Raw genomic sequence first — 22,703 nt, forward strand, 5'->3', positions numbered from 1 at the left:
GGGTTATCGCTGAAGCTAATCCTGAGTAAAACGGTGGATCAATATTAGACCGTCGGTGGAGATGTAAGTGGATCACTTTTTAACCGTCGTTGACAGAATGTAGCGAAACTGCCAGATTTTACTCCCGCTGGATTTGATGAGTAGCTCAAGGCCATCGCCATCATAGAGAACGTAGTCCGCTTCTTTGGGTTTAGCAGATTCGATTTCCTTAACGGATAGAGGTTTGGTTTGTCTTGCCATTGCCGGGTTTCCATAGTTTTAGGCACCTCAAAAACAATATAGCTTTATGAGGTGCCTAACAAGGTGCCTAAAAGGTTCGGATTTAATTAGTTCAGTTCGGACTTCGCGGGACAAATTGAGGGCACAAAAAAGCCCGCAGGGCTTGCGCCGTGCGGGCTCTTAGGACTTCATCGGATGACTCTGGTAATCACCGATGGAGAATTTTGGTGGAGCTGGCGGGAGTTGAACCCGCGTCCGAAATTTCTACATCCTCGGTACTACATGCTTAGTCTGGTCTTTACATTCGCTTGCCAGCTGCGGACAGACACGCCACTAACAAACTAGCCTGATTAGTTTTAACGCTTCAACCCCAGGCAGGATATCCACGCGATCTCTTTTGGGTTTGACCTCTCTTGATCCCCGTCCTAAGAGCGGAGGCTAGGGAGAGAGGGCTCTCAGCAGGTTATTAAGCTGCTAAAGCGTAGTTTTCGTCGTTTGCGACTATTTTTTTGCGGCTTTTTACGAGGCCAACCGCCCCTCGGCATGCACCTTGGGTTTCGCAAATCCCGTCGAATCCAGAATCAGCCCCAATGTGTTACGGCAAGTATAACAGATTTGTGAATGTAGTTACCAGCACTCGTTAGAGCGATTATCATCGCGATAGGTTGGGTGAAAAATCAGCATCAACAACAATATAGCGCTTAAGGGCCAGCTGAACTGGCCCTCGGGGAGGGGATTAACGGCCGGCGTGTTTCATAATGCGCGCTTTATCCAGCGCCCACTCGCGATCTTTGAGATCGGTACGCTTATCGTGCTGTTTCTTCCCTTTGGCGACGCCGATTTTCACTTTGCACCAGGCGTTCTTCCAGTACAGCGACAGAGCGACGACGGTATAACCTTCACGATTGATGCGGCCGTACAGATCGTCGAGTTCACGCTGATTAAGCAGCAGCTTACGGGTACGCGTCGGGTCGCAGACGTAGTGGGTGGAGGCCACCGCCATCGGCGTAAAGTTCGCTCCGAAGAGATAGGCCTCGCCATCTTTCAGGATGACGTAGCTATCGCTGATGTTGGCTTTGCCAGCACGCAGAGATTTGACTTCCCACCCTTGCAGGGCAAGACCAGCCTCGTATTCATCTTCGATAAAGTATTCATGGCGGGCGCGTTTATTCAGCGCAATGGTGGCTGATCCAGGTTTGTGGGCTTTTTTCTTGGTCATAATGTCCTGAAGTCATTGCTAAACGGGAACACAGTACCTCAATCATCCTGCGAGGTGTAATGCGCTATCTTAGCACGAGTTGTGGCACAGCGTTTTTTTTAGCGCCAGATAAATGATATTATTTGCGCCGTGTTTAAATGTGGAACTTGCTATGCCTCAGATTAGCCGTACTGCGCTGGTGCCCTTCAGTGTGGAACAGATGTATCAACTCGTAAATGACGTGAAGTCCTATCCTGATTTTTTGCCTGGCTGCACCGGGAGCCGCGTGCTGGAATCTGGGCCGACGCAAATGATGGCGGCGGTTGATGTGTCTAAAGCAGGCATCAGCAAGACGTTCACGACACGTAATACGCTTACCAGTAACCAGAGCATTTTGATGAGCCTGGTCGACGGTCCGTTCAAAAAGCTGATTGGCGGCTGGAAATTTATCCCGCTAAGCCCGGATGCCTGCAAAATTGAGTTTCACCTCGATTTTGAATTCACCAACATGCTGATTGAAATGGCATTTGGCCGCATCTTTAAAGAGCTGGCGGTCAATATGGTGCAGGCCTTCACCGCCAGGGCCAAAGAGGTTTACCGTGTCGGCTAAAATCGTCGTTGAAGTGGCCTATGCGTTGCCCAGTAAACAGTATCTGCAAAGCGTGAAGCTGGAAGAAGGGGCCACGGTCGAACAGGCGATTATCGCCAGCGGCCTGCTGGTGCTGCGCGACGATATCGATCTGGCGAAAAATAAGGTCGGGATATATAGCCGCCCGGCGAAGCTGCACGACGTGGTGCATGATGGCGACCGGGTGGAGATCTACCGCCCGCTGATTGCAGACCCGAAAGAACTGCGCCGCCAGCGGGCGGAGAAAAGCGCCGGGAAGTAGCCCCGGCGGCTATAAAAAAAGCGCTCATTGAGCGCTTTTTGTGTTTCTACAGCAGGGATTTTTATGCATTACTCTTTGGTCAGAGCCGGTTTGTTATCAATGTTGGTTAACACACCGCTGCTGTCAAAGGTGAGCGTAAGCGTCTGCTGGGTGACTTTTTCATGCCCAGGCTGCTGACGGAAAACGTAGAACCAGGTGTTAGTGCCAAACGGATCCGACATCATCGGGGTACCCAGTGCATAAGCAACCTGCTGTTGCGTCATGCCAACACGAATTTTTGCTACATCGTTGGGTGCCAGATAGTTACCCTGGTTGATATCAGGACGGTAAACCACTCGTTCCAGAGTGGAACAGCCTGCGGTCAACATGAGAAGAACCGCTGCGGCAGCAGTCAGCGTTTTACAGCGCATAGTGATTTTATTCCTTTTCGGGCCCGAGCAGTACGTGGCTCATCTGTAATATGCCGATAATAATAGACCTTTGCCCAGTTGGAAACCTTCGACTGCAGGTCTTGCGGCAATTTGCTGTTCACTATGACTCTGCGAAAATCAAAAAGTTTACGCGGCGAGCAACTCTTTCGCGTTTGCCAGCGTATTGCGCGTGACTTCACTACCGCCCAGCAGGCGGGCCAGTTCCTGCAGCCGTGCGCGTTTATCTAATGGGTGCATATGCGTTTCCGTCATCTCGCCGTCGGTCTCTTTGCAGACATAGAAATGATGGTGACCACAGCCGGCGACCTGCGGCAGGTGGGTGACGCACATCACCTGGGTCGATTCACCCAACTGGCGCAGCAGTTTACCGACCACCGCCGCCGTCGGGCCGCTGATACCGACATCCACTTCATCGAAAATCAATGCCGGCGTTTCCATCTTCCGTGCCGTAATGACCTGAATGGCTAACGCGATACGCGACAGTTCACCGCCAGAGGCAACTTTAACAATAGGCTGCAGCGGTTGGCCTGGGTTGGTGGTGACGCGAAACTCGATGCGGTCGGCCCCTTCCGCGGTGAGATGACGTTCGTCAAAGACGACGTCGATGGCGAACACCCCATGCGGCATGGAAAGTGAGTGCATACTTTCAGTAATCAACTGAGTCAGCTCTTCAGCGCTGCTTTGGCGCAGAGCATGCAGCTGCCGGGCCGTCTCCAGCGCCAGCTGATGATGCTCCACCACCGTCTGGCTGAGTGACTCCAGCGAGCTGGCGCTATCGTCCAGCAGACGTTGTTCTTCCAGCAGCCCCTGATAGAAGGCCGGTAGCTCTTCCGGCGTTATCTGATGCTTGCGCGCCAGGGCAATCTGGCGAGAGAGGCGCTGTTCCAGCTCGAACAGACGATTGGGGTCGAGATCCAGACGGTCATTATAGTGGCGCAGCTCATCGCTGGCTTCGCTGAGCTGAATGGCGGCCTCTTCGAGCATATCCAGTACGCCGGAAAGTTTGCCGTCCATACCGACGAGTTCGGTCACCAGCTGCCGGGCGGTGTAGAGCTGGCTCTGCAGGTTAGTTTCTTCACCATCGGCCAGCACCGTCAGCGCATGCTGGCAGGTGGTCAGCAGCTGGCCGCTGTTGGCCAGGCGCTTGTACTCTTCGTCGATTTGTTCGAACTCACCCTGCTGCGGGCTAAACTCGTTCAGCTCTTTCAACTGATATTGCAGCAGGTCGGCGCGGGCGGCGCGTTCCTGGCTCTGCTGCTGGTGCTGCGCCAGTTCGCGGCAGCTTTGATGCCACTGGCGATAGTGTTCTGCCATACGTTGAGTAAGCGCATACTCACCGGTATAACCATCGAGCAGCGTTTTTTGATGTTCGGGGCGGGTCAGCAGCTGGTGCGCATGCTGACCGTGAATCTGAATCAGCAGCTGGCCGAGCTCGCGAAGCTGAGAGAGCGGGACGGCGGTGCCGTTAATAAAGCCACGGGAGCGTCCGTCCGTGCTGATGACGCGGCGAAGTAAACACTCACATCCGCTTTCCAGCTGGTTCTCCTCCAGCCAGCGCTGCGCCGCCGGGGTATCTTTCAGTGCGAAACGGGCGCACAGGTCCGCGCGGCTGGCGCCTCTTCGCACCATATCTGCTTCGGCTCTGCCACCAAGGCATAGCCCCAGCGCATCGATGGCAATAGATTTCCCCGCCCCGGTTTCCCCGGTGATGGCGGTCATGCCGCTGTGAAAATCGATTTCCAGTTCACGAACGATAGCAAAGTTACTGATGGTGAGTTGCGCCAGCATAGCTGCCTTCCTGTATGAAAAACCATTACTGTGTTTTAGTACAGTATAGACTGGTTTTTTATCCAGTAAAGAGGCGGCCTGTAAAATCAGAACAATTTTTTCGACCAGCCCAGCTTCGTACTCAATGTATTGAAATAGCTGTAATCTTTTGGATGAATCAGGTTCAGATGATAATCGCAGCGGTGGATCAGCACATCTTCGCCATCCTGAATCGGCAGGGCTATCTGGCTGTCGCAGCTGATCTCCAGATCGCTGCAGCGCTGGGAGAAACGCAGGCGAATGGTGCTGTCGCCGTTAATCACCAGCGGACGAGCCGACAGGGTATGCGGGAACATCGGCACCAGAGTGATGGCGTCTAATGACGGCGTCAGGATCGGGCCGCCGGCGGATAAGGAGTAGGCGGTGGAGCCCGTCGGCGTCGAGATGATCAGGCCGTCGGAGCGCTGCGAGAAGGCGAAGACCTCATCGATATACACTTCAAACTCAATCATATGCGCGACTTTTCCCGGGTGCAGAACTACCTCGTTAATTGCCGTGCTGATACGTTTCTGGCAATCCTGCTGGCACACCTGGGCTTCCAGTAAAAAACGCTTCTCAGCAATATAATGGCCTTCGAGCACATCGGCGAGCTGTTGCAGCGCATTATCCGGGTCGAGGTCGGTCAGAAAACCGAGGTTGCCGCGGTTAATGCCGATGACTTTAATATCGTAGCGCGCCAGGGTTCGCGCCGCGCCAAGCATATTGCCATCACCGCCAACGACCACCGCCAGATCCGCCTGTTGGCCAATTTCAGCCAGCGTTCCCGTTCTGACGTTGCTAAGCTGAAGTTCATGGGCGATTTGTTGTTCGACCAGGACCTCGTAGCCTTGACTGCATAACCAGCGCCAGAGCATTTCATGTGTGGTCAGCGCGGTTGGGTGACGAGGGTGTCCCACAATGCCTATACACTTGAAATGGTTCTTCATGTTCTGGATGTCCTTGCGTTAAATGAATGATGACAATCTGTCTGCTTCCCTTGAAACCCGGAAACGGATCCCCATAATAAGCGAAGTTAGCGAGATGAATGCGAAAAAAAACGCGGAGAAATTCATGAGTAGTAAAGAACAGAAAACGCCTGACGGGCAAGGCCCGGAAGAAATTATCACGGAACAGCACGAGAGCGTTGAGGCGGTCGAGCCTGAAGTTTCTGCTGAGCAGGTGGATCCGCGCGATGAAAAAATTGCGAATCTGGAAGCGCAGCTGGTAGAAGCTCAGACTCGTGAACGCGATGGTGTCCTGCGCATTAAAGCGGAAATGGAAAACCTGCGTCGTCGTACCGAGCTGGACGTGGAAAAAGCGCACAAATTTGCCCTGGAAAAGTTCATTAACGAACTGCTGCCGGTGATCGATAGCCTGGACCGTGCTCTGGAAGTGGCTGATAAAGCCAACCCGGATATGGCTTCCATGGTTGAAGGTATTGAGCTGACGCTGAAGTCGATGCTGGATGTCGTGCGTAAATTTGGCGTCGAAGTGATCGCTGATACCAACGTGCCGCTGGATCCTAACGTGCACCAGGCCATCGCCATGGTCGAGTCTGACGAGGTGGCGGCGGGCAACGTGCTGGGCGTGATGCAAAAAGGCTATACCCTGAACGGTCGTACTATTCGTGCAGCGATGGTGACCGTGGCGAAAGCGAAGTAACTCGCTTTAAAACGGCCGCCCGTGGGTGGCCGTTTTTCTCTTCTTCTTCCGCCAGTTTTATCCTGCGGGCAAAAAAAACGGCGAACCTGACGTCCACCGTTTCCGCGAGCGGCCAGGCCGATTACTCGGCGGCGCTTTCACGAATGGGTTTCACCGGCATCACCTTCACCTGCTTAATCATATTGTCCTGAACGTCGAGAATATCGATATCGTATTGCTCGATGCGCACGCGCGTGCCGGGGGCCGGGATCTCTTCCAGCGCTTCCAGAATAATACCGTTGATCGTCCGGGCTTCGTCTTCCGGCAGGTGCCAGTTAAAGGCCTTGTTGATTTCGCGCACGTTGGCGCTCCCGTCGATAATCACCGTACCGTCGTTTAACGGGGTCACTTCTTCGGCCAGGGTTGGCGACATGGAGGTGGTGAAGTCGCCGACGATCTCTTCGAGAATATCCTCTACCGTCACCAGGCCCTGAATATCCCCGTACTCATCGACCACCAGACCCACTTTCTTCTTATTGCGCTGGAACTTCACCAGTTGGGTACTGAGCGGCGTTCCCTCCGGCACGAAGTAAATCTCGTCGGCGGCCCGCAGCATCACCTCTTTGGTAAACTCCTTTTTCTCCGTCATCAGGCGGTAGGCTTCGCGTACGCGCAGCATACTGATGGCGTCGTCAAGCGACCCGCGATACAACACGATACGCCCGTGCGGCGAGTGCGTCAGCTGGCGAACGATGGATTTCCAGTCATCGTTGATATCAATACCGATAATTTCATTTCGCGGAACCATAATATCGTCAACGCTGACCTTTTCGAGGTCCAGCACCGACAGCAGCATGTCCTGATTACGACGGGAGATTTGCGTGCGCGATTCGTTAACGATGGTACGCAGCTCATCTTTGCTCAACGCGCCGCTGATGATGATGTCGGTCTTGATTCCCATCAGCCGCATCAGGATACGGGTGATGGTGTTCAACAACCAGACCAGCGGCATCATCAGCACCTGCAGCGGGGCCAGCAGGAGGCTGCTAGGATAGGCGACCTTTTCCGGATACAGCGCCGCGATGGTTTTGGGCAAGACTTCAGCGAACACCAGCACCACGAAGGTCAGTACGCCGGTGGCAATCGCCACGCCGGCGTCACCGTACAGCCGCATGCCGACAATCGTGCCCAGCGCGGAGGCGAGGATATTGACGAGGTTGTTACCGATCAGCACCAGGCTGATTAAGCGGTCAGGCTTGCGCAGCAGCTTTTCTACCCGTTTTGCCTGGCGGTTGCCCTGTTTCGCCATATGACGCAGACGATAGCGGTTTAGCGTCATCATGCCGGTCTCAGAACCGGAGAAGTAGGCAGAGATGATCACCATGATGATCAGTGTCACGATCAGCGTGGTGGTAGATATGTGTTCCAGGGGGTACTCCTTAGTGCCTCTCCCGGTAGGCTATTTTGTTTGTCAGCCTGGCTCATGACCAGACCGCCGGCAAACCATGACGCCTACCGGGATAGGCTGTTAGTCTGGGTTAACGAATAAACTGCTGGAGTACGCGGCTGCCAAAGTAGGCCAGCGTCAACAGTCCTGCGCCGGTGACGTTAAACCAGACTACCCGGCGACCGCGCCAGCCTTCATGGTAATGGCCCCATAACAGAACGATATAGACGAACCACGCCACGATCGACAGCACGGCTTTATCAATATTTTCCGCACTGAACAGGTTGTGCATATAGAACAGTCCGGTGCACAGCGTCAGCGTCAGCAGCACGACGCCAACCTGGGTGATATGAAACATTTTACGTTCAATGCTCATCAGCGGCGGCATTTCGTGGCTGAAAGCCAGCTTTTTGTTCTTCAACTGATAATCAATCCAGGCCAGCTGTAGCGCATACAGGGCGGCAATAATCAGCGTCGCGTAAGAGAACAGCGACAGGCCGATATGCACCAGCATGCCCGGCGTGGTCTCCAGATGGGTGATGTACTCGTTCGGCACAAAGGTGGCGAAGGCCAGGTTTATCAACGCAAACGCGTAGACGATGGGCAGCAGCAGCCAGCCGCGATTGCGCGACGCGACGATGGTCATCACCGTACAGATCATCAAACTGACCAGCGAACCGACGTTTAATAAACTGAGATTCTGCCCGCTCTCGCCGCCGGGGAAAATACGTGACTCCAGCGCAAAAGCATGACAAATCAACGCAATAGTTGCGGAAAGAATGGCCATTCGTCGCCAGCTGCTGTTCTTCTGCAGCAGGCCGGGGATGATCAGCGCAAGGCTGATGGAGTAGGCAACAAGAGCGAGTAGAGCAAAAACAGGCATATGGGTGTCGACTGTTGACTAAATAAGAAAGAGAAGCAGTATAGCGTTACGCGACGTCTGCTCCAACCGTTGCATCACATCGCGCTTCATGTCGTGTTATACTGCGCCAAATCCGTGTTTTTCGTGTCGCTGCGGCGACCGACAGTTTCCACCTCAGGCGAGAGACAATGTTTGATAATTTAACCGATCGTTTGTCGCGTTCGCTGCGCAACATTAGCGGCCGCGGACGCCTTACCGAAGACAATATTAAAGACACCCTGCGCGAAGTGCGCATGGCGCTGCTGGAGGCGGACGTCGCTCTGCCTGTAGTGCGTGACTTCATCAGCCGCGTCAAAGAGAGCGCGGTGGGGCATGAAGTTAACAAAAGCCTGACCCCGGGTCAGGAGTTCGTCAAAATCGTTCGCAACGAGCTGGTTGCGGCGATGGGCGAAGAGAACCAGGCGCTGGATTTAGCCGCTCAGCCGCCGGCCGTGGTGCTGATGGCGGGCCTGCAGGGCGCAGGTAAAACCACCAGCGTTGCCAAGCTGGGTAAATTCCTGCGTGAGAAGCACAAAAAGAAAGTGCTGGTTGTCTCCGCGGACGTGTATCGCCCGGCGGCGATCAAACAGCTGGAGACCCTGGCTGAGCAGGTTAGCGTTGATTTCTTCCCGTCCGATGTAGGGCAGAAGCCTGTCGATATCGTCAACGCGGCGCTGAAAGAAGCGAAGCTGAAATTCTACGACGTGCTGCTGGTGGATACCGCCGGTCGTCTGCACGTCGATGAAGCGATGATGGACGAAATCAAACAGGTCCACGCTTCTCTTAACCCGGTAGAAACGCTGTTCGTCGTCGATGCGATGACCGGCCAGGATGCCGCGAATACGGCGAAGGCCTTTAATGAAGCGCTGCCGCTGACCGGCGTGGTGCTGACTAAAGTGGACGGCGACGCCCGCGGCGGTGCGGCGCTGTCGATTCGTCACATCACCGGTAAGCCGATTAAGTTCCTCGGCGTCGGCGAAAAAACCGAAGCGCTGGAGCCGTTCCATCCGGATCGTATCGCTTCCCGTATTCTTGGCATGGGCGACGTGCTGTCGCTGATCGAAGATATCGAGAGCAAGGTTGACCGCGCGCAGGCTGAGAAACTGGCCTCCAAGCTGAAGAAAGGCGATGGCTTTGACCTGACCGACTTCCTCGAGCAGCTGCGGCAGATGAAGAACATGGGCGGCATGGCCAGCCTGATGGGCAAACTGCCGGGTATGGGGCAGATCCCGGATAACGTTAAATCGCAGATGGACGACAAAGTGCTGGTGCGGATGGAAGCGATCATCAACTCGATGACCCTGAAAGAGCGCGCGAAGCCGGAAATTATTAAAGGCTCACGTAAGCGTCGTATCGCCGCCGGCTGCGGGATGCAAGTGCAGGATGTGAACCGTCTGCTCAAGCAGTTTGACGATATGCAGCGCATGATGAAGAAGATGAAGTCGAAAGGCGGCATGATGAAGATGATGCGCGGGATGAAAGGGATGATGCCGCCAGGATTCCCCGGCCGCTAATACGCGTCATAATTCAAGCCGCAGATGCGTTGGCTACATGCGCTCACCCTGGTCGCGTACTTGTACGCTCTCGGGGATTTGCTCATTTGCCGCCTTCCTGCAATGCGAATTATTTAGCGTATTGTAGTTTTGAATTGATTTTTGCACAGAAATCAGTAAAATTTTCGGGCTTTTAATATGACACCCGGGTCCCGTTCCTCGATGGGGCCCGGTTGTTTTATTCACACAAGAGGATGTTATGGTAACTATTCGTTTAGCTCGTCACGGCGCTAAAAAGCGTCCGTTCTACCAGGTTGTTGTCACCGACAGCCGTAATGCACGCAACGGCCGCTTCATTGAGCGCGTTGGTTTCTTCAACCCGATCGCTTCTGCGAACGAAGAAGAAACACGTCTGGATCTGGATCGTATCGCTCACTGGGTTGGCCAGGGCGCGACCGTTTCCGATCGCGTTGCCGCGCTGATCAAAGCAGCAAACAAAGCAGCTTAATCTGTCACGGTGGTCATGATGAGCAAGCAACACACCGCACAAGCACCTGTTGATCCGATCGTATTGGGCAAGATGGGTTCTTCCTACGGTATCCGTGGTTGGCTCAGAGTGTTTTCCTCCACCGAAGACGCCGAAAGCATTTTTGACTATCAGCCGTGGTTAATCCAGAAGGCGGGTCAGTGGCAGGTTGTTGAGCTGGAAAGCTGGCGCCACCACAATCAGGACATCGTCATTAAGCTGAAAGGCATTGACGATCGTGATGCGGCAAATCTACTGACTAATTGCGAAATTGTCGTGGATTCTTCGCAACTGCCGGCGCTGGAAGAGGGTGACTACTACTGGAAAGACCTGATGGGCTGCCAGGTAGTAACCACTGAAGGCTATGGCCTGGGTAAAGTCATCGATATGATGGAAACCGGGTCAAATGACGTTCTCGTCATCAAGGCAAACCTGAAAGATGCATTTGGCATCAAGGAGCGGCTGGTTCCGTTCCTCGATGGGCAGGTTATCAAGAAAGTCGATCTCGCTACTCGTACCATTGAAGTAGATTGGGATCCTGGTTTTTAAATTCTCCGAATAAACGGTAAAAGACGGCGCTATGTGGATTGGCATAATTAGCCTGTTTCCTGAAATGTTCCGCGCAATTACCGATTACGGGGTAACTGGCCGGGCAGTAAAAAATGGCCTGCTGAGCATCCAGAGCTGGAGTCCTCGTGACTTCGCCCATGACCGGCACCGTACCGTGGACGATCGTCCTTACGGCGGCGGACCGGGGATGTTAATGATGGTGCAACCCTTGCGGGACGCCATTCACACAGCAAAAGCCGCGGCAGGTGAAGGCGCAAAGGTGATTTATCTGTCACCTCAGGGACGCAAGCTTGATCAAGCGGGCGTCAGCGAACTGGCCACGAATCAAAAGCTGATTCTGGTGTGCGGTCGCTACGAAGGGATCGATGAGCGCGTTATCCAGACCGAAATTGACGAAGAATGGTCAATCGGTGATTACGTTCTCAGCGGTGGTGAGTTACCAGCAATGACGCTGATTGACTCCGTTTCCCGGTTCATTCCGGGAGTACTGGGCCATGAAGCTTCGGCAACGGAAGATTCCTTTGCTGATGGATTGCTGGACTGCCCACACTATACCCGTCCTGAAGTGTTAGAAGAGATGGAAGTACCGCCGGTATTGCTGTCGGGAAACCATGCTGAGATTCGTCGCTGGCGTCTGAAACAGTCGCTGGGCCGTACCTGGCTTAGAAGACCTGAACTTTTGGAAAACCTGGCTCTGACTGAAGAGCAAGCAAAGTTGCTGGCGGAGTTCAAAACTGAACACGCAAAACAGCAGCATAAACATGATGGGATGGCGTAACGCCCCCAATATCAGTTTACCCAGGATAAGAGATTAAATTATGAGCAACATTATTAAGCAACTTGAACAAGAACAGATGAAGCAGGACGTACCTTCCTTCCGTCCGGGTGATACCGTGGAAGTGAAAGTATGGGTTGTTGAAGGTTCCAAAAAACGTCTGCAGGCATTCGAGGGCGTGGTTATCGCTATTCGTAACCGCGGTCTGCACTCTGCATTCACTGTTCGTAAAATTTCCAACGGCGAAGGCGTTGAGCGTGTCTTCCAGACTCACTCTCCGGTCGTTGACAGCATTGCTGTTAAACGTCGTGGTGCTGTACGTAAAGCTAAACTGTACTACCTGCGTGAGCGTACCGGTAAGTCTGCTCGTATCAAAGAGCGTCTTAACTAAGATTCGCTTTCGCGACATCCTGATGAAAAGGGCTGGCCTGATAGGCCGGCCCTTTTTTTATCTTGAATTTAACTATCCTGATGTAAATCATTTACACTATCGCCCTCATTCGGAGGGGCGGTGGCCAGCAAACTTTCTCAACAATCTGCATTCATACGGCGGGCCGCCTGGCTGGCGCTGTTTTCGATCCTGCTGATTGTGGTCGCGCCGCTGATCTCTGTCTCCTTGCAAAAAGATCCGATGAGCGCCATGCCGGGGATGCACCATGCGATGATGACGGCGGCAATGCCGCAGGATATGGCGATGACCCATCCGGCGTCCCCAGCCTCTGAATCGCCGCATACGATGCCGCTCGACCATGCTGAAGCCTGCGGTTACTGCGTGCTGTTAGCCCATGTTCCGGGTCTGCTCTTTGCTCTGGCGTTGCTGATTTCGTGCATTCTGCGCCGCGTGCGCGCGCCTACGCCTTGTCTGGTGTTGAAACGCCGGCACTATTTCCCCTGGCTGTACCCCGATACCCGCGCGCCGCCGCGCCGGTCTGCTTTTTCCGCTTCCTAAAAAATAATGTGCGCACTGCGCAACGTTCTCTTTTTGCTTTCAGAAAGGAAAAGTATGACAACCTGCACCTCGCGCGCGGCATGGCTGAACCTGCTGCGACGTCTGCATTTTTATATTGGTCTGTTTATCAGCCCGTTCATCTTTGTCGCGGCCCTTACCGGGACGCTGTACGTGGCCACTCCCCAGCTGGAGGACTGGCTCTATCAGGATGCGCTGCGCGGCACGCTTAACGGTGCAAGCCAGCCGCTGAGCGCCCAGCTGGCGGTGGCGGAAGAGGCCACGCAAGGCCATCTTCGTTTGCAGGCCGTGCGTCCGGCCATTAACGCCGGAGAGACCACCCGGGCGATGTTTGCCGATCCACAACTGGGCGCGTCTGAAGCGCGGGCGATTTTTATCGACCCGGTAACCCTGGAAGTGAAAGGCGATATGACGGTCTACGGGACCAGCGGTATTTTACCTCTGCGCCAGTGGATCGATTATGCGCACAGGTCGTTGCTGTTAGGGGATAGCGGACGCTTGTATAGCGAGCTGGCTGCCTCCTGGATGTGGGTCGCGGCGATCGGCGGCATCGTGCTGTGGGCGATGACCCGCCCACGGCGGCGGATCAATAACCGCCTGCAAAATACCCGTCGTCTGCACGTCTCATTCGGGTGGGTATTGCTGGTGGGGATGCTGCTATTCTCTGCTACCGGGCTGACCTGGTCACAGTGGGCCGGCGGCAACGTGGATAAGATGCGCGCCGCCTTCGGCTGGTTAACGCCGCAGGTGAATACCCGGCTGGATAGCGCGATGCCCATGGCGCACGATCCGCATGCTGAACACCATATGGGAAATAGGGCGATGGCGGAGACGTTACCGTCGCCAGCGGGCGAGCAGTTTGATCGGGTCCTGGCGACGGCGCGGGCGGCGGGCCTTGATGCCAGCAAGCTGGAGATTCGGCCACCGATGGAAGCCGGGCGGGCGTGGACGGTAAATGAAATCGACCGGAGCTGGCCGACGCAGGTTGATGCGGTAGCTATCGATGGTGAACACATGCAGGTTGTGGACCGCACCCATTTTGCCGACTTCCCGCTGATGGCGAAGCTGACCCGCTGGGGCGTTGATTTCCATATGGGGATCCTGTTTGGCCTGGCCAACCAGCTCCTGCTCATCGCATTTGGTATCGCGCTTTGCGTGATGATTGTGGTGGGATATCGCTTATGGTGGCTTCGTCGCCCGGCGCACGCGGTCTTTAACCCCGCGAACACCTTGGTTCAGGCCTGGCTCGGTCTGGCATGGCCAGCCCGCACGCTGACGTTGGCGATTGCCGTGGTGCTGGGGCTGGCGTTGCCGCTGATGGGCGTCAGTCTGGCGCTATGCCTGGTGATTGACTACCTGCGCTGGCGCGCAGCAACGGCGGTTAGACTCGCGAAATCCGTCGACTAAGCGCGCTAAGGCGTGCTGATGACCACCGTGACGCGGCGGTTTTCAGCACGCCCTTTCGCCGTATCGTTACTGGCTATCGGGTATTTTTTCCCTAACCCGCGGGTAGTTAAATTGCTACGCGGGATATGGGCTCCCTCCGCCCACGCGTCTGCGACGATGTTGGCGCGCTTCAGGGACAGCATTTCATTATAGCCGTCTTCACCGTAGTTATCGGTGTGACCATCTAACCGGCTGTGCGTAATGCCTGTCGCGGCCAGACGAGAAGCCATAGTGTGGATCTGCGTTTTGCTATCGGCACGCAGGTGGTAATCGTTTTTATCAAACAGGATGCTGTCGGATAAGCCCAGAGTCCAGTCGCCATCCGTCTCCGTAAAGCCATAGGACTTCATCGCGGCAACCTGTTCCTGAGAGAATTTCCCCTGTGGCGCCTGGCAACCGGTGAGAAAAACCGCAGCCAGCAGGGCGGGGGCAAAATATTTCCTGAGCATGATGATTCCTTTTTTAGATTTGCTGAATACGCTGGTGTTTCATCCGATACATGTTTTGATCGGCGAACTCTTGCAGATTTTCCGCTGAAGCGTGCTCCCAGGCCAACGCATAGCCAATGCTGAGGGACAGGGTCGCGGTATGGCCGTTATGCAGGTTAAACGGCTGGAGAAACTGGCTCGATAACAAAGCGCAGAGCGCCTGAACTTCCGCCTCCGAGTGGACATCGCGCAGCAGAATAGCAAATTCATCGCCGCCTAAGCGCCATGCCTGATGGCGCTTGCCGGCAAAGGTCATCAGCCGTCTGGCCACTTCGATTAACACCTTATCGCCGGTGGCATGACCCCAGTTATCATTGATCAGCTTAAAATTATCGCCGTCCAGGAAGAGTAATGCCGAGCTGCCGTGGGCGGCGTCATCTTTCATTAATTCATTGATGACGCTGCGAAACGCGGCGCGATTGGCCAGCCCGGTTAGCGGGTCGTGCAAAGACGAGCGTAAGAGCTGGGCATTTTTGGCCTGCAGCTGCCGCTGCCAGTCTTCCATCTCACCCAGCAGGCTATTAAAGTCCTGGGCGAAAAGGTGAAACTCCTCGATACGCTCATCGGGTACCCGTCGGGAAAAGTGGCGATTCTCCCGGATATCATGCACCACCTCGGTGATGCTCTGTAAGGCAGCAACGATGCCGCGGTGCAGAGAATGGGTCAGCAACAGGGAGATAAAAGAGGCCAGCAGAATACTGCCGGTCAGGACAATAAGCGAAATCCCGAGGAAGTGGCTTATCAGACTGTCTAACGCTGTCAGGCGGAGTTCGCCGATCGTTTTCCCCTGATGCCAGATTGGCTGGGTTGTCGGTTCAGGAAACAGCCATTTGCTGATGATGCCGCTCAGCTTTTGCTGCTGAACCAGGTCGGTATTGCGCCAGACCGCAAAGGGCTTTTGCTGGCTGTCCAGTACCAGGGCTTCAGAAAACTGTCCCTGCTTTCCGAGGGTCGCCAGCGTATCTGCCGCGGCGGCACTGTCGTCAAAAACCAGCGCGGCTTCCAGGCTGCGGCTCATGGTGGCGGCGGTGAGCGCCAGGTTCTTCTGCGCATATTGTTTCAGCGTGAAGACGGAGGCGGTGCTCAGCAGCAGCCAGACGAGGGTCATGGAGATTACTACGCTTATCACGCTGATACGGCGGAGCGCTCTTTTGAAGGTGGGGCGCGGGGCCTGAGAGAAATCCTTATTCATGGGCGTCTTTCCGGGCAAGCATCAGTACGTCTGGATTCACCCGCACACCGCTGTGCGTCAGAACATCCAGATTAACGGAGAATCTCACCCTGTCGTCATTTATGATCAGACAAAAAGCGCTGCCGATAGCACACTCCCTGTTTTGTTCGGCAATCAGTAATAGCGGGCGAGATGGATATTTTGACGTGAGTTCTGACTGCTGAGAGGGCGACTCGCTACCAAAATAAAAACCATCACAGACCGTATTCAATGCTTCCTCTGTATTACGAACAATAACCGGTTGGTATGGCAAAGCCTCAGGTTTTTCCTGAGCCAGGCTGTGTGTGTAACGTGAGGTAGAAAAAATGCACAACCTGGGCGGGCCGGATAATGCTGGCCAGCGGGTATACGTGACGATACCCGAGACAATAGCCCGAACATTTTTAGGCGGCTCAGAGGCAACAGCGGGGTAGCCCACGATAAATAACAAAAAGATCAAAAAAAGACGGTAAAACTCTTTCATTAACGGATCCGTCAGGTTCGTCATGGTGCATGAATGGCAGATCGCTGATGCCCGGCCGCAGGATACCATTGTTGGGGAAAACCGTCATCAGCCGACGGCTTTGCTTTAGGCTAATTCTGGCCAGGATTTTTCGTAAAGGAAAGGCGAGGAAAAGGATAAATTTATTGTTGATTATATTGAGGTGTACAAAAATATTTACGATATGAGTGAAATAAAGCGCCATCTAATTTGCTAGTGTAAATTATAATTTACGGATTATGGATTGAAATCTTTACTTCTTGTGGTATCGTTATGTGACTCCTCGCTGAGGAACCCATTATCGCAAACGAGCTACCCAGGATCGCCATCATGCAAAAAGACGCGCTGAATAACGTACACATTACCGACGAACAGATTTTGATCACGCCGGATCAGCTGAAGGCGGAATTCCCGCTGAGCCTCGAACAAGAAGCGCAAATCGCGCAGTCCCGTCAGACGATCTCTGACATTATTGCCGGCCGCGATCCGCGCCTGCTGGTGGTGTGTGGACCTTGCTCGATTCACGATCCGCAAGCGGCAATTGAATACGCCCATCGTTTTAAAGCCCTTGCCGCAGAGGTCAGCGATAGCCTCTACCTGGTCATGCGCGTCTATTTTGAAAAACCCCGTACCACCGTTGGTTGGAAAGGGCTGATTAACGATCCGCACATGGATGGTTCGTTTGATGTCGAAGGCGGTCTGAAGATTGCGCGTCGTCTGCTGGTTGAGCTGGTCAATATGGGGCTGCCGCTGGCGACGGAAGCGCTGGATCCGAACAGCCCGCAGTACCTCGGCGACCTGTTCAGCTGGTCTGCTATCGGCGCGCGTACCACTGAATCCCAGACGCACCGTGAAATGGCTTCTGGCTTGTCGATGCCGGTAGGTTTTAAAAACGGTACTGACGGAAGCCTGGCTACGGCGATTAACGCGATGCGCGCCGCCGCCATGCCGCACCGTTTTGTCGGTATTAACCAGGCCGGCCAGGTCTGCCTGCTGCAAACTCAGGGCAACCCGGATGGTCACGTTATTCTGCGCGGCGGTAAAGCGCCAAACTACGGCCCGGAAGATGTTGAGCAATGCGAAAAAGAGATGATTCAGGCGGGACTGAAACCGTCGCTGATGGTAGATTGCAGTCATGGGAATTCCAATAAAGACTACCGCCGCCAGCCTGCGGTCGCGGAATCCGTCGTCGCGCAGATCAAAGATGGGAATCGTTCCATTATTGGCCTGATGATCGAGAGTAATATCCACGAGGGTAACCAGTCTTCTGAGCAACCGCGTTGCGATATGAAATACGGCGTGTCCGTCACCGATGCCTGCATCAGCTGGGAAACCACCGATGCGCTACTGCGCGAGCTTGATAAAGATCTGCGCGGCCATCTGGCGGCTCGTTTGGGGTAAGAGGATAGTATGGTTGCTGAACTGACCGCGTTACGCGATCAAATTGATGAAGTCGATAAGGCACTGCTGGGGCTGCTGGCTAAGCGCCTGGAACTGGTTGCGGAAGTGGGGGAGGTCAAAAGTCAGTATGGCCTGCCGATTTACGTCCCGGAACGGGAAGCGGCGATGCTGGCATCCCGGCGAGAAGAGGCGGCGGCGCTTGGCGTCCCGCCGGATCTTATCGAAGATGTGCTGCGTCGCGTGATGCGCGAGTCATACTCCAGCGAGAACGACAAAGGCTTCAAAACGCTGTGCCCGAATCTGCGTCCGGTCGTGATTGTCGGCGGCGGCGGGCAAATGGGGCGCCTGTTTGAGAAAATGCTGGTGCTTTCTGGCTACCAGGTTCGCATCCTGGAAAAAGCAGACTGGCCGCGTGCCGCGGAGATGGTGGCCGATGCCGGGATGGTTATTGTCAGCGTGCCTATTCATGCGACGGTTGACGCTATCGCTCAGCTGCCGCCGCTGCCGGCGGACTGTATTCTGGTTGACCTGGCATCGGTTAAAGCCGAGCCTTTACAGGCGATGCTGGCGGCACACCATGGTCCGGTGCTGGGGTTACACCCGATGTTTGGCCCGGACAGCGGCAGTCTGGCCAAACAGGTGGTAGTGTACTGTGATGGCCGTCAGCCGGAAGCGTACCAGTGGTTCCTCGAGCAAATTCAGGTCTGGGGCGCGCGTCTGCATCGTATCAGCGCCGTCGAGCACGACCAGAATATGGCCTTTATTCAGGCGCTGCGCCACTTTGCGACCTTTGCCTACGGTCTGCATCTGGCGGAAGAAAACGTCCGCCTGGAACAATTACTGGCCTTGTCATCGCCGATCTACCGCCTTGAACTGGCGATGGTGGGCCGTTTGTTTGCCCAGGATCCGCAGCTGTATGCCGACATTATTATGTCCTCGCAGAATAATCTGGCGCTGATTAAACGCTACTATCAGCGTTTTGGCGAAGCGATTGGCCTGCTCGAGCAGGGGGATAAACAGGCGTTTATCGACAGCTTCCGCAAAGTGGAGCACTGGTTTGGTGATTACGCCCAGCGCTTCCAGAGCGAAAGCCGAACGCTGCTGCGTCAGGCGAATGATAATCGGCAGTAACGGAAAACCGTATATAATCAGAGCCAGAGGGGTAACCCGCTGGCTTTTTTTATAGGGATGAACATGATGGCTGAACCACAACCGCTGTTTGATTACGCAGGATATCTGCCGGAATGCCCGACCTGGAGTGAAGCCGAGCAGGCGCTCTACTGGGCCGATATTATGGCGTGCGAAATTCACCGCTACGACGTGAGCAGCGGCGAGCACCAGGTTCTGCAATTTCCCGAAGAGGTGGGCTGCTTTTCTCTACGCGAGAAAGGGGGATTCATTGTGGCGTTGCGCAGCGCTATCTGGTTAACCGACGCCCACGGTCTGCTACGACGTAAAATCTGTGATAACCCGAGTAACCCGCAGCTGGCCCGCTTTAACGATGGCGGTACCGATCGCGAAGGACGTTTTTACGCCGGGACATTCTGGGGGCCGGGAGATTATAACGGCGCGCTGCTGATGCGTATCGACAACGATCTGACGCCTAAAGTGATCCAATGTGATATCCACGGCGCCAACGGTCTGGCGTTTAGTGCAGACAAACGCTGGATGTATACCTCGGATACGCCAAATGCCGTTATCTATCGCACTCCGCTGGATGAGCAGGGCGAGCCCGGCAAGCGGGAAGTCTTCCGTCGCTTTCAGCCGGGAGAAGGCATCCCCGACGGTGCGGCCATGGACGAGGAAGGATGCTACTGGAGCGCGATGTTCGACGGCTGGCGCATTGCGCGTTTCTCTCCGGGCGGGGAGCAGCTGGAAGAGTATCGACTGCCGGTACGTTGCCCGACAATGGTCTGCTTTGGCGGCGCGGATATGCGCACGCTGTACATTACCACGACGCGGGAAAATATGGCGGCCGATGAAATCCGGCAATACCCGCTCTCCGGCGCTATCTTCACCCTGCCGGTGGCGGTGGCAGGGATGAAGAAACCGGCATTTATCGAGCGTTAAATGGGATCGACCGGCACCACGTTTTCGCCTGGGTAGCAGCCCAGCACCTTCATGGAACGGGTAATCTCGGCCAGCTCTTTCAGTGCCTTACGCATGGGGAGTGATTCGAGGTTGGCCTGGATATCCAGATAAAACATCTCTTCCCATGGGTTGCCGTGAATCGGGCGTGATTCCAGTTTGGTCATGATCAGGTTGTGATTACGCAATACCAGCAGCGCTTCAACCAGCGCACCTGCCTGCTGGCCGGTAGCCATGAGCAGCGTCGTTTTTGCCGGAACCTGCTCGGAAACATTCACCGCTTTACGCGCCAGTACCAGGAAGCGGGTGATGTTTTGTGTTTGATTCGCCTGGCAGTGTTCAAGAACCTGCAGGCCATACAGCGCGCCACCGGCTTCGCTGCCCAGCGCGGCAACGGCCGGAGAGTTGGCCTGAGCCACCTTTTCCATTGCCGCCGATGTGCTTTCGGTATATTCGATTTTCCAGTGCGGATAGCGGCTCAGATACTGGCTGCACTGCTGGAACGGCTGCGGATGGCTGTATACGGTTTGAATTTGCTGCGGATCGGTCGAAGCAGAAACCAGGACACAGTGATCGATAGGGATCGTCAGTTCGCCGACGATCGACAGACTGGTGTGCTGCAGCAGATCGTAGACATCATTGATCCCGCCGGAGCTGGTGTTTTCAATAGGCACGACCGCGTAGTCAGCCTGGCCGGTCTCCACCTGGTTGAAGATGTCGGCAAATTTTGCACAACCGCTTTCGATGAACTGTTCGAAGTGGCGAGCGGCATACTGGCGTGCGGCAAGATGGGAGTACGACCCTTTTGGCCCGAGGAAAGCCACTCGTGCTGAATGCGGATTGATTTTATTCAGGTGTTGCTGCAGCAGGGTTTGCTGGGTGAGTACGGAGTCCTCAATAATGAGCTGGAACAGCCGGGTGATGTAGTGCGCATCCAGATGGTGGCTTTTTCCTAGCGTCATCAGGCGCTCCAGCAGATCGCGTTCACGGTCAATATCGCGTACCGGACGGTGCGATGCCAGCTTGGCTTTACCGACCTCGACAGCCAGCCCACGGCGCTCTGCCAGCAGGGCGAGCAGTTTTTCATCCAGGGCGCTAATCTTATCGCGCAGGGCCAGTAACGGGTTTTCCTCGGTCATATGTGTTGCCTTTCTTGTTATTTATTTTTCAAAAAAAAAGCCTCCCGTTTGGGAGGCCTTGTTGTTCGTCTTCGCATTCTTTATCACACGACGAATCGCCTCCCGTTCAGGGGAAGGTAAAAAAGAATGCGAAGAAGAACGGTAGTCGTTTCACGATGAATTCCTTTGCTCAGTTGGGATTACAGTACCCGTACTGTTTTCATTCTGTCAATAAAAAACGCGCCCGAAGGCGCGTGGCATTACACAATATTAAGTTAAGGATTACTCTTCTTCTTCCACAAAGCCTGCCTCTTTCACCGATGTTGCGGCGCGGCGGGCTTCCCCTTTGTGTTGCACTTTGTTCAGCTGCCGTTCCAGCTTGTTGATCAATTCGTTGAAAGCGACGTACATATCTTCATTTCTTGCGCTGGCAACCAGATGCCCGTTTGGCGTATTGATGGTGGCGTCAGCAACAAAACCCTGCGGCTCCTTGGAGAGAATGATGTGCGGGTTAATTAAGTGGGTTTGCCATTTATCCAATTTGGCGAGACGGTCTGCGACATGCTGGCGGATTGCCGGGGTAATTTCCATTTGTTTACTGGTAATGTTCATTGTCATAAATTTTACCTCTTGTCTTTCCCGTCTTGGTGAATCCAGCATACCTCTCTTAATGTCAAGATGTGTGATTTAGATCACATTTTAATGTCACTTTTTGTCAACGGATTCGTTTTGTGAGACAGGGCAGGAACGGGTGAGATTTTTCTTGTCGGATCGGGGAAAGGGAGTCATATTTGACAGGATGATTCGGCACTAAAACGCTTCAGCTTAAGCGTCTGAGCCATAAAAAACGGCAGCTCAAGGCTGCCGTTTTGCTTATCTGAAAAACGCTCAGCTGTTTTTGCCGTTCGCGGCGATGATTTTCGCCACTTTGTCTGCCTGAGCGTTCATTTGCATCTGGCGGTAGGCGTTTTCCATCTTCGGCAACGCATCGCGGGTAGCCTGAGTATCCGGATAGCTACGCAACATACCATCAACGCGGTTTACCACGGCAACCCACGCGCCGCGGTCGGTGTAGTAATCCACCACGGACAGCTCGTACTTCGCCAGGCGATCCTTGAGGAACACCATACGTTTGTAGGCGTCGGTCGCATACTGGCTGTTCGGGTAACCGCGCACCAGTTTGGAGAAGTCGTTGAAGGCATCGCGAGCGTGCTGCGGGTCGCGGTCGGAGCGATCGACGCCGAAGAAACCTTGCAGCGCACTGTCATCCAACGCCATATTTGTCAGACCACGCATATAAATGACGTAATCAATGTTAGGATGCGTAGGGTTCAGACGAACAAAGCGGTCGATTGCGGCTTGAGCCAGCGGCAGATCGGCATTTTTGTAATACGCATAAATCAGGTCCAGCTGTACCTGTTGGGAATAAGGGCCGAACGGATAGCGGTTATCCAACGCTTCCAGTTGCGTTATCGCCTGTTTCCAGTTACCGTCCTGCAGCTTTTGCTGGGCGGTCGCGTTGATTTCATTCGGCGGATTATCAGGCACCTCTTCCTTTGAGCCGGAGCTACGCACCCAAGCCCGGC

At 54.5% G+C, this 22,703-nt stretch carries 26 protein-coding genes, 1 other RNA gene, 1 pseudogene and 1 other annotated feature; of the genes and pseudogenes, 13 read left to right on the top strand and 15 right to left on the bottom strand.

What is annotated here, in order from left to right:
- Nucleotides 1–84: 84 nt before the first annotated feature.
- From ACI2JR_RS25230 to smpB, 3 genes and pseudogenes are all read right to left on the bottom strand, one after another.
- A pseudogene (locus tag ACI2JR_RS25230) lies at nt 85–240 on the bottom strand (integrase arm-type DNA-binding domain-containing protein); the annotation flags it as partial.
- 204 nt (nt 241–444) lie between these two features.
- Nucleotides 445–808, bottom strand: a transfer-messenger RNA (tmRNA) gene (gene ssrA / locus ACI2JR_RS25235).
- Between the two features lie 147 nt (nt 809–955).
- Nucleotides 956–1,438: an SsrA-binding protein SmpB gene (smpB, locus tag ACI2JR_RS25240; protein ID WP_132731739.1), complete on the bottom strand. Its 483-nt coding sequence runs from the start codon at nt 1,436–1,438 to the stop codon at nt 956–958.
- 151 nt (nt 1,439–1,589) lie between these two features.
- Between smpB and ACI2JR_RS25245 the strand changes: the two genes are divergently transcribed.
- Together ACI2JR_RS25245 and ACI2JR_RS25250 are read left to right on the top strand one after the other, a co-directional pair.
- Complete coding sequence (locus tag ACI2JR_RS25245) at nt 1,590–2,027, top strand: type II toxin-antitoxin system RatA family toxin (RefSeq protein WP_462479755.1); 438 nt, start codon at nt 1,590–1,592, stop codon at nt 2,025–2,027.
- On the top strand, nt 2,017–2,307 hold the full coding sequence (locus ACI2JR_RS25250; RefSeq protein WP_462479756.1) for an RnfH family protein: 291 nt from the start codon (nt 2,017–2,019) through the stop codon (nt 2,305–2,307). Before ACI2JR_RS25245 ends, ACI2JR_RS25250 begins: the two co-directional genes overlap by 11 nt.
- A gap of 68 nt (nt 2,308–2,375) precedes the next feature.
- Here ACI2JR_RS25250 and bamE read toward each other — a convergent pair whose 3' ends face one another.
- From bamE to nadK, 3 genes are all read right to left on the bottom strand, one after another.
- Complete coding sequence (gene bamE, locus ACI2JR_RS25255; protein WP_132731742.1) at nt 2,376–2,717, bottom strand: outer membrane protein assembly factor BamE; 342 nt, start codon at nt 2,715–2,717, stop codon at nt 2,376–2,378.
- 147 nt (nt 2,718–2,864) lie between these two features.
- Nucleotides 2,865–4,526, bottom strand: coding sequence for a DNA repair protein RecN (gene recN / locus ACI2JR_RS25260; RefSeq protein WP_462479757.1), 1,662 nt, complete (start codon nt 4,524–4,526; stop codon nt 2,865–2,867).
- A gap of 86 nt (nt 4,527–4,612) precedes the next feature.
- Nucleotides 4,613–5,491: an NAD(+) kinase gene (gene nadK / locus ACI2JR_RS25265; RefSeq protein WP_132731744.1), complete on the bottom strand. Its 879-nt coding sequence runs from the start codon at nt 5,489–5,491 to the stop codon at nt 4,613–4,615.
- Between the two features lie 124 nt (nt 5,492–5,615).
- On the opposite strand from nadK, the gene grpE reads away from it, so the two are divergent.
- The gene (gene grpE / locus ACI2JR_RS25270; RefSeq protein ID WP_165905793.1) at nt 5,616–6,206 is read left to right on the top strand and encodes a nucleotide exchange factor GrpE; all 591 of its coding nucleotides are present in this window, start codon (nt 5,616–5,618) and stop codon (nt 6,204–6,206) included.
- Between the two features lie 121 nt (nt 6,207–6,327).
- On the opposite strand, the gene ACI2JR_RS25275 is transcribed toward grpE, so the two are convergent.
- Complete coding sequence (locus ACI2JR_RS25275; RefSeq protein ID WP_132731746.1) at nt 6,328–7,614, bottom strand: HlyC/CorC family transporter; 1,287 nt, start codon at nt 7,612–7,614, stop codon at nt 6,328–6,330.
- 109 nt (nt 7,615–7,723) lie between these two features.
- Nucleotides 7,724–8,515: a cytochrome C assembly family protein gene (locus ACI2JR_RS25280; RefSeq protein ID WP_132731747.1), complete on the bottom strand. Its 792-nt coding sequence runs from the start codon at nt 8,513–8,515 to the stop codon at nt 7,724–7,726.
- A 167-nt stretch (nt 8,516–8,682) separates the two neighbouring features.
- Between ACI2JR_RS25280 and ffh the strand changes: the two genes are divergently transcribed.
- The 7 genes from ffh (at nt 8,683) to ACI2JR_RS25315 (ending at nt 14,271) form a co-directional block, all read left to right on the top strand.
- Nucleotides 8,683–10,047 (top strand): signal recognition particle protein, encoded by a 1,365-nt coding sequence (gene ffh / locus ACI2JR_RS25285; protein ID WP_123756912.1) that lies wholly within the window; start codon nt 8,683–8,685, stop codon nt 10,045–10,047.
- Nucleotides 10,048–10,285: 238 nt separating this feature from the next.
- Nucleotides 10,286–10,534 carry a 30S ribosomal protein S16 gene (gene rpsP, locus ACI2JR_RS25290; protein WP_004866550.1) on the top strand — a complete coding sequence of 83 codons (249 nt, stop codon included), beginning with the start codon at nt 10,286–10,288 and terminating at the stop codon, nt 10,532–10,534.
- Nucleotides 10,535–10,552: 18 nt separating this feature from the next.
- On the top strand, nt 10,553–11,101 hold the full coding sequence (gene rimM, locus ACI2JR_RS25295; protein ID WP_132731762.1) for a ribosome maturation factor RimM: 549 nt from the start codon (nt 10,553–10,555) through the stop codon (nt 11,099–11,101).
- Between the two features lie 31 nt (nt 11,102–11,132).
- Entirely contained in the window at nt 11,133–11,900 is a 768-nt protein-coding gene (gene trmD, locus ACI2JR_RS25300) for a tRNA (guanosine(37)-N1)-methyltransferase TrmD (RefSeq protein WP_004866546.1), read from the top strand.
- A 40-nt stretch (nt 11,901–11,940) separates the two neighbouring features.
- Nucleotides 11,941–12,288 carry a 50S ribosomal protein L19 gene (gene rplS, locus ACI2JR_RS25305; protein WP_002914145.1) on the top strand — a complete coding sequence of 116 codons (348 nt, stop codon included), beginning with the start codon at nt 11,941–11,943 and terminating at the stop codon, nt 12,286–12,288.
- A gap of 120 nt (nt 12,289–12,408) precedes the next feature.
- Entirely contained in the window at nt 12,409–12,846 is a 438-nt protein-coding gene (locus ACI2JR_RS25310) for a DUF2946 domain-containing protein (RefSeq protein ID WP_462479758.1), read from the top strand.
- Nucleotides 12,847–12,900: 54 nt separating this feature from the next.
- Nucleotides 12,901–14,271 (top strand): PepSY-associated TM helix domain-containing protein, encoded by a 1,371-nt coding sequence (locus ACI2JR_RS25315; protein ID WP_462479759.1) that lies wholly within the window; start codon nt 12,901–12,903, stop codon nt 14,269–14,271.
- A gap of 5 nt (nt 14,272–14,276) precedes the next feature.
- Here the strand turns inward: ACI2JR_RS25315 and ACI2JR_RS25320 are convergent, their stop codons facing one another.
- Genes ACI2JR_RS25320 through ACI2JR_RS25330 form a run of 3 tightly spaced genes read right to left on the bottom strand, consistent with a single transcriptional unit; the run spans nt 14,277 to nt 16,492 of the window.
- Nucleotides 14,277–14,759 (bottom strand): OmpA family protein, encoded by a 483-nt coding sequence (locus tag ACI2JR_RS25320; RefSeq protein ID WP_132731750.1) that lies wholly within the window; start codon nt 14,757–14,759, stop codon nt 14,277–14,279.
- Nucleotides 14,760–14,772: 13 nt separating this feature from the next.
- Nucleotides 14,773–15,990 carry a diguanylate cyclase DgcN gene (gene dgcN, locus ACI2JR_RS25325; protein ID WP_462479760.1) on the bottom strand — a complete coding sequence of 406 codons (1,218 nt, stop codon included), beginning with the start codon at nt 15,988–15,990 and terminating at the stop codon, nt 14,773–14,775.
- Nucleotides 15,983–16,492, bottom strand: a complete 510-nt coding sequence (locus tag ACI2JR_RS25330; RefSeq protein ID WP_462479761.1) for a YfiR family protein — start codon at nt 16,490–16,492, stop codon at nt 15,983–15,985. Before ACI2JR_RS25330 ends, dgcN begins: the two co-directional genes overlap by 8 nt.
- A 348-nt stretch (nt 16,493–16,840) precedes the next feature.
- Between ACI2JR_RS25330 and aroF the strand changes: the two genes are divergently transcribed.
- The 3 genes from aroF to ACI2JR_RS25345 all read left to right on the top strand — a co-directional run bounded on the left by aroF (nt 16,841) and on the right by ACI2JR_RS25345 (nt 19,981).
- A complete protein-coding gene (aroF, locus tag ACI2JR_RS25335) occupies nt 16,841–17,911 on the top strand; it encodes a 3-deoxy-7-phosphoheptulonate synthase AroF (RefSeq protein ID WP_132731753.1) in 1,071 nt (356 codons plus the stop codon).
- Between the two features lie 9 nt (nt 17,912–17,920).
- Nucleotides 17,921–19,042: a bifunctional chorismate mutase/prephenate dehydrogenase gene (gene tyrA, locus ACI2JR_RS25340; RefSeq protein WP_132731754.1), complete on the top strand. Its 1,122-nt coding sequence runs from the start codon at nt 17,921–17,923 to the stop codon at nt 19,040–19,042.
- Nucleotides 19,043–19,108: 66 nt separating this feature from the next.
- The gene (locus ACI2JR_RS25345; protein WP_462479763.1) at nt 19,109–19,981 is read left to right on the top strand and encodes an SMP-30/gluconolactonase/LRE family protein; all 873 of its coding nucleotides are present in this window, start codon (nt 19,109–19,111) and stop codon (nt 19,979–19,981) included.
- Here ACI2JR_RS25345 and pheA read toward each other — a convergent pair.
- The 4 genes from pheA to bamD form a co-directional block, all read right to left on the bottom strand.
- Entirely contained in the window at nt 19,978–21,138 is a 1,161-nt protein-coding gene (pheA, locus tag ACI2JR_RS25350; protein WP_132731755.1) for a bifunctional chorismate mutase/prephenate dehydratase, read from the bottom strand. The two genes, ACI2JR_RS25345 and pheA, sit on opposite strands and share 4 nt — an antisense overlap.
- A gap of 30 nt (nt 21,139–21,168) precedes the next feature.
- Nucleotides 21,169–21,293 (bottom strand) — a sequence feature (Phe leader region).
- Nucleotides 21,245–21,292 carry a pheA operon leader peptide PheL gene (gene pheL, locus ACI2JR_RS25355; RefSeq protein WP_100279143.1) on the bottom strand — a complete coding sequence of 16 codons (48 nt, stop codon included), beginning with the start codon at nt 21,290–21,292 and terminating at the stop codon, nt 21,245–21,247. It overlaps the preceding feature by 48 nt.
- A gap of 106 nt (nt 21,294–21,399) precedes the next feature.
- Complete coding sequence (gene raiA, locus ACI2JR_RS25360) at nt 21,400–21,735, bottom strand: ribosome-associated translation inhibitor RaiA (protein ID WP_462479762.1); 336 nt, start codon at nt 21,733–21,735, stop codon at nt 21,400–21,402.
- Between the two features lie 270 nt (nt 21,736–22,005).
- Entirely contained in the window at nt 22,006–22,692 is a 687-nt protein-coding gene (bamD, locus tag ACI2JR_RS25365; protein ID WP_462479764.1) for an outer membrane protein assembly factor BamD, read from the bottom strand.
- Nucleotides 22,693–22,703 lie beyond the last annotated feature (11 nt).

Origin of the sequence: Klebsiella sp. NPDC088457 (assembly GCF_044900465.1) — a bacterium.
Taxonomy (GTDB): domain Bacteria; phylum Pseudomonadota; class Gammaproteobacteria; order Enterobacterales; family Enterobacteriaceae; genus Klebsiella.